Genomic DNA, 11937 nt, shown 5'->3' with positions numbered 1-11937 from the left:
TGTATGACTTCGAAGAAACTGGTGGTCGTCGGGCAGGGATACGTCGGTCTCCCGCTCGCGATGCGGGCGGTCGATGTGGGTTGGCGGGTCGTCGGGGTGGACGTGGACGCGAGCCGTGTCGCCCAGCTGGCCGCCGCGCGGTCCTACGTCGAGGACATCCCCGACAGGCAGCTCGCGGCGGCGTTGGAGTCGGGCCGGTACGAGCCGACGTCGGACTACGCCCGCGCCGCGGGGTTCGACGTCGCGGTGGTCACCGTCCCCACCCCGTTGCGGGAGGGGGCTCCCGACCTGTCCTACATCGTGGGCGCGGCGCACAGCCTCGCGCCGCTGGTCCGGCCGGGCGTGACCGTGATCCTGGAGTCGACGACCTATCCGGGGACGACCGAGGAGCTGTTCGCCCCGCTGCTCACCGAGGGTTCCGGTCTGCACCCCGGTATCGACTTCCATCTCGGCTACTCGCCGGAGCGGATCGATCCGGGTAACCGGGTGTGGAACCTGGTGAACACCCCCAAGGTCATCTCCGGGGTGCATGAGGACTCCCTGGCGGCCGTGAGCGCCTTCTACGACACCGTGGTCGAGCGGACGGTTCCGGTCGGCTCGACCCGGACCGCCGAACTCACCAAACTGCTGGAGAACACCTTCCGGCATGTCAACATCGCGCTGGTGAACGAACTGGCGATGTTCGCGCACGAACTCGGCGTCGACGTGTGGGAGGCGATCGACGCGGCGTCCACCAAGCCGTTCGGGTACCTGCGGTTCACTCCCGGCCCGGGGGTCGGCGGCCACTGCCTGCCCATCGACCCGTCGTAGTCCTGGCGGGTGCGCCGCAGCCTCGGCCGCAGCTTCCGATTCGTCGAGCTCGCCAACGACATCAACGACCACATGCCCGACCACGTGGTGCGGCGGGTCACCGAGATGCTCAACGCCCGGCGACGGTCGGTCGCGGGCAGTCGCATCCTGCTGCTGGGACTTGCCTACAAGAAGAACACCGGGGATGCGCGCGAGTCGCCCGCGACGCGGGTCGCCACCCTGCTCGCTGACCTCGGTGCCCACGTGCGGGCGGCGGACCCGCACGTCGACGCGGCCCGGCTGCCGCCCCGGGTGACCCTGGTAGAGGTGGGTGCGGGGGAGCTCGCGACCGCGGATCTGGTGGTGCTCCTGGTCGACCACGACGCCTTCGACCGTGACCAGGTAGCACGGCATGCCCGTGCGGTCCTCGACACCCGGCACTGGCTGCCCACGCACGACCGGGGCCGCCGGCCGGTGGCAGCCGGCGGGGGACACCCGGTGATACCGGCGCAGGTTGCGCGGCACGACGAGCTCGCGTTCGCCGTGGAACCCCTGTGACGCCCTCCCCACCCTCTGACGCCTTCGCACCCTCGCGGCGCCCCACATCTTCCCGTATCTTTATGTAGTTTAATGATAACTGAAAATTATCGTCATCGAGAGGGTGCGGGCGGAGGGGCGGATGCCATGCGGGTCGTCGCCACCGACGCGTGGTTCCATCACCGGCCAAGCGGGCGCAGGCGCCGGGGCCCGATAACGGTGCTGAAGGTGCTGAACCGGACGGATCGCTCCGGCATCCAGCTGGGGGCCGTGAACCTGCTCCGCCGCCTCGACCAGGACGAGTTCCGGCTGTTGTTCGCGGTGACGCCCGGCGCGGCAGGGGCGTTCGACGGTGAGATCCGGGCGTTCGGCGGCGAGGTGTACCACTGCCGGGCCGACTGGCGCTTTCCATGGTCCTTTCTGGGGCTGTTGCGCCAGGTACGCCCGGACGTGGTGCAGGCGGAGGTGGTGCAGGCGGACGTGACGATCCTCTCCGGGGTGGTCCTCGCGCTGGCCCGGCTCGGGGGGGTTCGGCGCCGCGTCGCCTACCTCGCCGATGCCCCGGACCGGCACGGCGACAGCCTGGGCGGCCGGGTGCGGCGGATCGTCGGCCGGTTGCTGCTCGACCGGTTCGCCACCCATCTGGTCGCAGTGAGCGAGGCGGTGATGCGGGGTCTGCGGCGGGAGAACTGGCGGCTCGACCCTCGTTGCCGCGTTATTTACCACGGCGTCGAGCTGGAACCGGTCGGCGTCGCCATCGCGGCCCGCCGCCGCGCGGAGGAACTCGCCGAGGACGATCAGGAGCTTGTCACCGTCGTCCACGTCGCCTGCCCGGATTCGGCGAAGAACCGGGACCGGGCCGTGGAGATCCTCGCGGCGCTGCGGGGGCGGTCCGTGAACGCCCGGCTCCTCTTCGTGGGTCGTCAGGATGCCGCCGAGACGGCCCGGCTGGTCGCGCTGGCGTCCCGGTGCGGCGTCGCTGACCACGTCGAGTTCACCGGCGAGGTGCTCGAGATCCCGCGCCTGCTGGTCGCGGCCTCGCTGCTGCTGGTCACCTCCCGTCACGAGGGCCTGCCCGGCATCGTGCTCGAGGCCTGTGCGGTCGGGACGCCCGTGCTCTCCGCGGACCTGCCCGGGGTCGACGAGATCGCCCGGCTGCTCCCCGGCGTGACGATCCTGCCGCTGCGCATCTCCGACGCGGTCTGGGCCGGCACCGCCGAGATGCTCACCGCCGTTCCCCCGACCATTGATCAGCGCCGGGAGGCGATGCGTCTGCTGCGCCGGTCCCCGTTCACGATGGAGCACTGGCAACGCGACATCGCGGCGGTGTGGTCGTAGTCGGCGTCCCCGCCCGCCCGGGTACCGCCACCGCCCGGCCACGACCAGAGAGGACCGCCCACGATGAAGATCGTCACCTTGCTCGAGGCGGGGGATGGCCCGCGGTGGCCCGTTGCGCACGCCGTCGCCGAACAGGAGAGTGGGGACCACGTCATCGTTCTGATGCCCCCGCCCGACCACGTCGACAGTCCGCTGGCCCGGGAGTTGACCGCGGGCGGCGTGGAGGTCGTCGCGAGCCCCGTGCCGCGCCGGGGAGCGACGATCCGCCGTCAGGCCGGCGGGATTCTCCGGCTGCGGGCGGAGCTGGCCGCGCTCGGGGCGGACGTCGTCCACTACCACCACTACGCCTCGGCGGTGGCCGCCCGCCTCGCCACCGTGGGCACCACGATCACCCGCGTGTACATGGTCGCGAACCCTCTGCACCTGGACCACCCGCTGATCCGGCCGGTCGAGCGGGTGCTCTGCCGGCTCGATCACCTGCTGATCGCGCCGACCTCCGACGTCCGGCGCCGCTACGCCGCGCTCGGCCAGCCGGTGCGCCGCCTGCGCACCGTGTCCTACGGCGTGGATCTGGACCGGTTCACGCCGGCAGACGACCGGGAGCGCCGGGCGGCCCGGACGGATCTTGGTCTGCCCGAGGACGGGTTCGTGGCGGTGCAGGTGGCGCGCTTCCACCCGCCCGGTCGTCTTGTCCATCCGGGCCGGGGGGTGGCGGGCCACGAGGTACTGCTGGCGGCCTGGTCGCGGTTCGTCGAGCTGGGCGGCCGCGGCACCCTGATCCTCGTCGACGGGGCTCCCGAGGGCGGGGCTCCCGAGGACGGAGAGGATGTCGCCGGCCGGCGGAACGAGGCCGCGGCCCGTTACCGCGAGCGGGTCCGGGCCTGGGCCGGGGCGCTTCCCGGCGCGGCGGCGGTGCGCTGGGTGCACGGTGTCCGCGACGTGCGGCCGTACTACGCCGCCGCCGATGTGAACGTGGTGCCCTCCCGGGTGGAGGACTACGGCGCCGTCGGGGTGGCGTCGGCCTGCGGGGTACCGACCGTGGCGACGCGGGTCGGGGCGATCAGCGAGCTGGTGGACGACGAGACCGGCTGGCTGGTGGCACCCGGCGACGCGGTGGCGGTGGCGGAGTGTCTCACCGACGCTGCGGCCGGCCGGCGGGCACCCGCCGCGCGCGACCGCGGCTTCGCCGCGCGGGCACGGGCCGAGAAGCTGCTGGATCGCCGGTCGTTGAGCCAGGACGTCGTCGCTGCCCTGCACGAGGCCGTGCGCGGCGCGCGGTCGTGGCACGCGTGCTCCGGCCCGGGCCGGAGTGTGCCGGGATGCACCCGGGTACCGGAAGAATGAGTTTACCCGCAGGTGGGATGATTGTCGCCGAACATTCCGCCGTTGTGGGCAGGGACTGCCGGTAGCCTCCGATACTGTTAGCAGTGTTAAATAATTGCCGGAGTCGGCTGTGGCGACCTTGTTCGGGAGGCCCCGGCGGTTCCCGCCGACCCGGAGGGTCGGCGGGGTCACAGCGCCGCGGGCGCGGTGCGAGACGCGCCGGAATGCCAGGATGGGACGGAGCTGGCCGAGGCAGGCAGACGCCGGATGCGTGCCCACCCGGGACCGTGGGTCCGGCGTCACCACGGTGCGGCCAGCCGGGCGGGGCCATGGGAGCGAGCCCCGCCGCTCGCGGGTGGCGGGCGGTGGGCGACGAGAAGGAGAACGATGGACACCTTCGGCAGTACCGGATCGCTCGTGGTGGGTGATCGCACCTACACGATCAGGCGGCTGGACGCGGTGCCCGGGGCCGATCGACTCCCCTACAGCCTCAAGGTGCTGTTGGAGAACCTTCTGCGTACCGAGGACGGCGCGAACATCACCGCGGACCACGTCCGGGCGCTGGCGAACTGGGATCCCTCGGCCGCCCCCAGCCAGGAGATCCAGTTCACGCCCGCCCGCGTCATCATGCAGGACTTCACCGGCGTGCCGTGCGTGGTGGACCTTGCCGCCATGCGGGAGGCGATGGCCGCCCTCGGCGGCGACCCGTCGAAGATCAATCCGTTGGCCCCCGCCGAGCTCGTGATCGACCACTCGATCATCGCTGACCACTTCGGTCGGCCGGACGCGTTCGAGCTCAACGCGGCGCTGGAGTTCGGCCGCAACCGGGAGCGTTACCAGTTCCTGCGCTGGGGTCAGGAGGCGTTCGACAACTTCACCGTCGTCCCGCCGAACACCGGCATCGTGCACCAGGTCAACCTGGAGCACCTCGCCCGGGTCGTCTTCACGAAGCAGACGGCCGACGGGACGCTGGCCTACCCCGACACCCTCGTCGGCACGGACAGCCACACCACGATGATCAACGGTCTCGGTGTGCTCGGCTGGGGCGTCGGAGGCATCGAGGCCGAGGCCGCCATGCTCGGCCAGCCGGTGAGCATGCTCATCCCCACTGTGGTGGGCTTCAAGCTGACCGGCGAGCTGCCGACGGGCACCACCGCGACCGACATGGTGCTCGTCATCACCGAGATGCTGCGTCGGCACGGCGTCGTCGGCCGGTTCGTCGAGTTCTACGGCGACGGCGTGACGAACGTCCCGCTGGCGAACCGGGCGACCATCGGCAACATGAGCCCCGAGTACGGCTCCACCTGCGCGATCTTCCCGATCGACGCGGAGACGCTGAACTACCTCAGGCTCACCGGCCGTCGCGCGGAGCTGGTGGCGTTGGTCGAGGCGTACGCCAAGGAGCAGGGCCTCTGGCACGACCCGAGCCGCGAGGCCGCTTACACGACCACCCTCGAGCTGGACCTGTCCACCGTCGAGCCGTCGCTTGCCGGGCCCAAGCGCCCGCAGGACCGGGTGCCGCTGGCGAGCGCGAAGCAGGCCTTCCGGGCGGCGTTGGTCGACTACGCCCAGCCCCTGGTGCTCACGAACGGTGGCGCGGACGAGGCGGATGCCGAGTCCTTCCCGGCCTCCGACTCGGCGGCCGCATTCGCCGACAAGCCCTCCGACGCCCCGATCTCGGTGAACGCCGTGGCCGGGGACGTCGCCGCCCGCTCGTCCAACCCGACGGCGGTCACCCTCGCCGACGGCACGAGCGTCGAGATCGACCACGGTGCCGTCGCCGTCGCGGCCATCACCTCCTGCACCAACACGTCCAACCCGCAGGTCATGGTCGGCGCGGCCCTGCTGGCCCGCAACGCCGTCGAGAAGGGGCTCACCCGCAAGCCGTGGGTGAAGACCACCCTCGCGCCGGGCTCGAAGGTGGTCATGGACTACTACGAGCGGGCGGGGCTCGTGCCCTACCTGGACAAGGTCGGCTTCAACCTGGTCGGGTTCGGCTGCACCACCTGCATCGGTAACTCCGGGCCGCTGCCGGAGGAGATCAGTGCCGCGGTGAACGACGCGGACCTGGCGGTGGTCAGCGTGCTGTCGGGTAACCGCAACTTCGAGGGCCGGATCAACCCCGACATCAAGATGAACTACCTGGCGTCCCCGCCGCTGGTGGTCGCCTACGCGCTGGCCGGCACGATGGACATCAACCTCGACACCGACCCGCTGGGCACCGGCACCGGCGGGGAGCCCGTCTACCTGCGTGACATCTGGCCGAGCGAGGCCGAGGTCGCCGCGGTCGTCGGCGACGCCATCCAGTCCGAGATGTACGAGTCCGACTACGCCGACCTGTCCGGTGACGAGCGCTGGCGCTCGCTGCCGGTCGGTGATGGCGGGGAGGCGTCGCGGACGTTCGCCTGGGCGCCCGACTCCACCTACGTCCGGCACCCTCCGTACTTCGAGGGGATGGCGGCGAAGCCGGAGGCCCGGACCGACGTCATCGACGCCCGGGTGCTGGCGGTGCTCGGCGACTCGGTCACCACCGACCACATCTCCCCGGCTGGCTCGATTAAGAAGGACTCGCCTGCCGGCCGCTACCTTACCGAGCACGGGGTCGCGCCCGCCGACTTCAACTCCTACGGGTCGCGGCGCGGCAACCACGAGGTGATGATCCGCGGCACGTTCGCCAACATCCGGTTGCGCAACCGGCTGGCGCCGGGCACCGAGGGCGGGGTCACCCGGCACCTGCCCGACGGCGAGCAGTTGGCCATCTACGACGCCGCGCAGAAATACGCCGCCGAGGGTGTGCCGCTGGTGATCCTGGCCGGTAAGGAGTACGGCTCGGGATCCTCCCGGGACTGGGCGGCGAAGGGCACCTCGCTGCTCGGCGTGCGGGCGGTCATCGCCGAGTCCTACGAGCGCATCCACCGGTCGAACCTGATCGGCATGGGCGTGCTGCCGCTGCAGTTCCCCGTCGGCGAGTCGGTGGAGTCGCTCGGCCTGACCGGGGAGGAGACGTTCACCATCACGGGCCTCGCCGAGGTGGGCGAGAGGACCCCGTCCCTCACGGTACGTGCCGGCGACAAGACCTTCGAGGCGGTCGTGCGGATCGACACCCCCGGCGAGGCGGAGTACTACCGCCACGGCGGGATCCTGCTGTATGTCCTGCGCTCGCTGTTGTAGCCCACGGCCGATGATCCGGGGCCGGCGGGTTCGCTCCCGCCGGCCCCGCCCGCCGGCCCGCCTGTCGCCTGTCGCGCCTCGTGCGCTCCTCCCTCGCCCTGGTCGGCGTGCTGGGTAATTTACGTACTACCGAGAGTGATAAGCTTGCTGGGTGAACACGGACGGCCGTGCCGTCCGATCGTCACCATCCGTTGCGGTAGGGGGAAGTCCGAATGCCGCGTGGCACCCCGGAACAGAGTGGGCCCTCGGTACCGACGGTTCCGTCGGGAATCCCCGGTGAGCGGGTCACCCCGATCGTCCCCCAGCCCAGCGGGCCCTGGCCACGCCGCCCCCAGCCGGCCGTGGCCCGGGCGGGGCCGGCCGCGGACGACGCCGCCGGACCGCGCGGGCGGCGCCTGCGGGTCATGGTCATCGTCGGCACCCGGCCGGAGGTGATCAAGATTAGCCGGGTGATCGCCGCCCTCGACCAGGCGGTCGACCTGTGTCTGGTCCATTCGGGCCAGAACTACGACCACGAACTGAGCGGAATCTTCTTCGAGGAGCTCGGCATCCGCCGACCGGACCACATGTTGGAGGCCGCCGGAGCCACGCCCGCGGAGACGATCAGCAGGATCATCGCCCGGGTGGACCCGGTGCTCGCCGCCGAGGAGCCTGACGCCGTGCTGCTCTACGGCGACACGAACACCTGCCTCGCCGCGATCCCGGCGAAGCGCCGGCGCATCGGGGTGTTCCATCTCGAGGCCGGGAACCGCAGCTTCGACCAGCGGGTTCCCGAGGAGATCAACCGTAGGGTCGTCGATCACCTCAGCGACGTGCATCTCGCCCTGACCGAACATGCCCGCCGTCACCTGCTCGCCGAGGGACTGCCCGCGCAGCGGGTCTTCGTCGTCGGATCGCCGGTGAAGGAGGTGCTCACCCACTACGCGCCGCTCATCGACACCTCGTCGGTGCTCGCCACCCTCGGGGTGCAGGTCGGCCGGTACCTGCTCGTCAGCGCCCATCGGGAGGAGAACGTCGACCGCCCCGAGACGTTGTCGGCGCTGCTGGACACCCTTAACCGGCTGGTGGCCCGCTACCGGCTGCCGGTGATCGTTTCGACCCACCCGCGGACCCGCGAGCGGCTCTCGGCGCTGCGCCGCTCCGGACACTTCCCGCTCATCGACGAGCGGGTGCGCTTCTGCCGGCCGTTCGGATTCTGTGACTACCTCGCCCTGCAGCGGTCCGCGCTGTGCGTGCTGTCCGACAGCGCCACGCTCACCGAGGAGGCGTCCCTCGTCGGTTTCCCTGCGGTGCTGATCCGGGAGGCCCACGAGCGCCCGGAGGGCATGGACCGCGGCGTGGGCGTCTCCAGCGTGCTGCGCCCCGACCGGATCCTCGACGCGGTCGAGCTCGTCGTCCGGGAGGCGGAGAGCGACCGCCGCCCCCGGGTCGTCGCCGACTACGACGTCGACGACGTCTCCCGCCGGGTGCTGCACATCATCGTCAGCTACGTCGATCACATCCGCCGGACGGTCTGGTACGGCGACCCCGGCCCGTCCGCCGGGCCGAGTCCGGCCGCTCCCGCCACCACCGCCGAGAGCCACTGAACCCTCCCCGTCCCGGGCACGGTAGTCAGCTTTTTAGGGATCTCCCTGACGCGCGCCCCCGTTCCCGTTTCCCAGACTGAAAAGCGACACGCCGTCAGCGGTATCAGTTGGGGAGGAATACCGTCATGCCCGGGCAGTGGGACGCCACCGTCAAGTCGGTCTACGCCGTCGACAGTGGTACCAACAACACCATTGATGTCATCGCGGATGACAAGGCCTTCGATGTCATCGCCGACGTCGAGATCGGGGAGAGCCTGATTGACTTCGGTGGCGCCGAATACACGCTCAGTGTTTCTGTTCGCAACCTGAGCCGGTTCGTCGTCGTGGCCACCGGAAACGTGATCGGCAAGATTCCGGTCAAGCCGGGGGACCCGAGGAAGGCCTTCAACAAGCCGTTGACGGTGCCAATCTCCGCACCCTGGTTCGCGAATGCTGCGGAGGATGGGGACGCCCTTGACGTCATCGCCGCGCTCAAGGTGGCGTCGGGACGGTTCGTCAACACCACGGTCGCGATCAGCCCCTCGTTCATCGTCTCACCCTGATCGGGTCCGGCTCCTCACGAGGACATCGGATCCGATTGTTTGACGGTGGCCCCGGCGGAGGATCTCCGCCGGGGCCACCTCGCGCTATCAGGGTCTTGCGGTCAGCAGGGCCAGGGCGCGCCGGGTCTTCGTCTCCTCGTCCTCCTCGATGTCGAGCCCGAGGCGGCGCAGGGCGGCCTCGAAGGCGATCTGGGCGATCTGGGCACCATCCGGCTCAACCCGGATGGACAATTCCAGCAGATCGAGCCCGCGGTCGCCGGGACCGGGGGCGAGCCGCCATCTCTCGGCCGCCACGGGAAAACCCGCCACCGGGATCGGAACCGGGGTGTTCCAGCGGACACCGTCGAGTGGGCCCAGTACGGACAGGCTGTCCAGGTCGATGGGGCGGTCCGCGTACTCGCGAAGGAACCGGCGCTGGCGGGGTGAGAACAGTTCCCGCGGCGACGTCGCGCCGACGAGGACGTCGGTCACCCGACGTGCTTCCGGGTGTGCGGTCAGCGAGGCCGCGGGAACCCTGCGTTCCCCCGTCCAGTCCGCCTCCATCCGGAACACCGCGACGCGGTCGGGGCGCAGGCCGAGCCAGCCGGGATCGCCGGGCCGGCCGGAGCCTGACCGTCGCATCACCGTGTCCGGCACCGTACTGCCGCAGCCGCAGGATGATTCCCTCGTCGAGCAGCGCTATTCCGCCGCGTTCCGCCGTTCCAGCCGGGTCCGCGCAGAAGCAGACCCGACGGCCGATGCCCAGCTCGGCGGTGAGCGCCAGAGCGTCACGCGCGGCGGATATCCACGGCCCGGTGAGGTTCACCTTGATCTGAACGCAGTCCAGGCGACGACGGGGACGCATCTCAGCTTCCGTGGGAATTACCGGGAGTGAGTAGAAGTCCGGTCATATACGGGCAACATCGGGATCATTTCTCTGCGTGGGTAACCGGGCGTGACGGCCGGATCGTCAATGGCGCTGGGTCGGGCACCGGACACCCCTCCGTACGGCTTCTCCCGGTTCTCCCAGGTCAACACACCGAGGGCCGAACCGCGTCCGGGAATCCCCGGCGGTTCCGGACACCGTCGTTCACTTCTGTGCTTAAAGTCCCTTTGCCGACCGTTCTGGTCACGGCAGGATGATGTTGGTGGACAACGGCGTCACGGGGGAAGGACGGTTGTCGTGAAAGGGGCAAAGGCCACCATCGACGACTCTACCGGTATGCATCCACTGGTAGGCCGGGAAAAGGAGTGTCGTCTCCTCGACGGCCTGCTCGCGGCCGTGGCGCAGCGCGGATCCGCCCTCGTTCTGCGGGGTGAACCCGGGGTGGGGAAGACCGCGTTGTTGCGGTATGCCGCCCGGATGGCCAGCACCCGGGCGGCCACCGCCCGGGTGCTCCAGCTTCGCGGGGTCGAGTCGGAGAGCACGCTGCCTTTCGCCGCGCTGGCGGACCTGGTGCTGCCGCTGCGGGAACATCTACCGGATCTCCCTGACGCGCAGCGGGTGGCGCTGCGGGTATGCCTGGCGCTCGCGGAGGGGGTGTCAACGAGCCCGTACGCCGCGTGCGCGGGAACCCTGAACGTCTTGGCCGCGGCCGGGGACAGGCATCCGCTCGTGGTGCTCGTCGACGATCTGCAATGGGTGGACCCGCCGTCGCAGCAGGCGCTGCTGTTCGTCGCGCGCCGGCTGGCGGTGGAACGGGTGGCGATGGTGATGACGGTCCGCTCGGATACCGCCGACCTGTGCGAGCGGTCCGGCCTGCCCTGTATGGAGGTCGCCGGGCTGTCCACCGAGGCGTGCGGCGAGCTGATCCGCGAGCACGGTTATCGGATGGCCCCGCACGTGCTGGGCGACCTGGTCCGGCGGATCGCCGGCAACCCATCGGCGCTGCTGGAGACGGCGGCCTCGCTGGGGGAGGCCCAGCTGCTTGGGCAGGAACCGCTCGGTGAGCTGCCGCCGCCGGGACGTCAGTTGGAGCGTGCCTGGTCCGACCGGCTGGACGGGCTGCCCGAACGCACCAGGCAGGCGTTGGTCGTGCTCGCCGCCAGCCGCACGACGTCGGTGGGAGCCCTGGCCCGTGCCGTGACCGCAGCCGCTCTCACCCTGGCCGATCTGGACGCCGCCCACGACGCGGGTCTGGTCAGGGTCGCCGCCGCGGACGGCGGCGTCGGCGGCGGTGATGGCGTCGATGCCACGCTGGAGTTCGCCCATCCGATGCTGGGGCCCTTCGTGCTGCGCCACGCCGCACTGTCGGCGCGCATGCGCGCCTACCAGGCACTCGCCGAGGTCTCCCATGGTGATGCGCGGGTGTGGTACTTGGCCGCCGCGGCTGGCGGTCCGGACGACGGGGTGGCCGACGCGCTTGCCGAGGTCGCCGTCCGGACGCGCCGACGCGGGGGATACGGCGCGTCGGCACGGGCGTGGCACCGCTCCGCCGCACTGACCTCCGAGCGGGCCACCCGGGTCGACCGCGTCCTGCGTGCTGCCGCCGACGCGCATCTCGGCGGCCTGTCCCAGGATGCGGCAGCCTGGGCCGACGAGGCGGCGCGGCTGGCCCGCGGGCCGCTCGTGCGAGCCGACGTCGAGCTGGTCCGCGGCCGGGTGCTCACCTGGTCCGGTCATCCGACCCGGGCGTACGACCAGCTCGTCCAGGCGGCCGAGGCGGTCATGG

General features: G+C 71.0%; 8 protein-coding genes and 1 pseudogene. 8 read left to right on the top strand and 1 reads right to left on the bottom strand.

The window, feature by feature from the left end:
- Positions 1–3: 3 nt before the first annotated feature.
- The 6 genes and pseudogenes from ACY45C_RS07895 (at position 4) to ACY45C_RS07870 (ending at position 9286) form a co-directional block, all read left to right on the top strand.
- Positions 4–1347: pseudogene (locus ACY45C_RS07895) on the top strand (nucleotide sugar dehydrogenase).
- 207 nt (positions 1348–1554) lie between these two features.
- Entirely contained in the window at positions 1555–2664 is a 1110-nt protein-coding gene (locus tag ACY45C_RS07890; RefSeq protein ID WP_462186975.1) for a glycosyltransferase, read from the top strand.
- Between the two features lie 63 nt (positions 2665–2727).
- On the top strand, positions 2728–4008 hold the full coding sequence (locus ACY45C_RS07885) for a glycosyltransferase (protein WP_462186974.1): 1281 nt from the start codon (positions 2728–2730) through the stop codon (positions 4006–4008).
- A gap of 366 nt (positions 4009–4374) precedes the next feature.
- Positions 4375–7158 (top strand): aconitate hydratase AcnA, encoded by a 2784-nt coding sequence (gene acnA, locus ACY45C_RS07880; RefSeq protein WP_462186972.1) that lies wholly within the window; start codon positions 4375–4377, stop codon positions 7156–7158.
- 212 nt (positions 7159–7370) lie between these two features.
- Positions 7371–8744 carry a non-hydrolyzing UDP-N-acetylglucosamine 2-epimerase gene (gene wecB / locus ACY45C_RS07875; RefSeq protein WP_462186971.1) on the top strand — a complete coding sequence of 458 codons (1374 nt, stop codon included), beginning with the start codon at positions 7371–7373 and terminating at the stop codon, positions 8742–8744.
- A gap of 125 nt (positions 8745–8869) precedes the next feature.
- On the top strand, positions 8870–9286 hold the full coding sequence (locus ACY45C_RS07870) for a hypothetical protein (RefSeq protein ID WP_462186970.1): 417 nt from the start codon (positions 8870–8872) through the stop codon (positions 9284–9286).
- 87 nt (positions 9287–9373) lie between these two features.
- Here ACY45C_RS07870 and ACY45C_RS07865 read toward each other — a convergent pair whose 3' ends face one another.
- Positions 9374–9910, bottom strand: a complete 537-nt coding sequence (locus ACY45C_RS07865) for a hypothetical protein (RefSeq protein ID WP_462186969.1) — start codon at positions 9908–9910, stop codon at positions 9374–9376.
- Between the two features lies 1 nt (position 9911).
- On the opposite strand from ACY45C_RS07865, the gene ACY45C_RS07860 reads away from it, so the two are divergent.
- Positions 9912–10160 (top strand): hypothetical protein, encoded by a 249-nt coding sequence (locus tag ACY45C_RS07860; RefSeq protein WP_462186968.1) that lies wholly within the window; start codon positions 9912–9914, stop codon positions 10158–10160.
- Positions 10161–10448: 288 nt separating this feature from the next.
- The coding region (locus tag ACY45C_RS07855; RefSeq protein ID WP_462186967.1) for an ATP-binding protein at positions 10449–11937 on the top strand (1489 nt) is incomplete at its 3' end.

It is taken from the genome of Frankia sp. CcWB2 (assembly GCF_977927585.1).
This window is presented reverse-complemented; position numbering and strand designations above follow the sequence as displayed.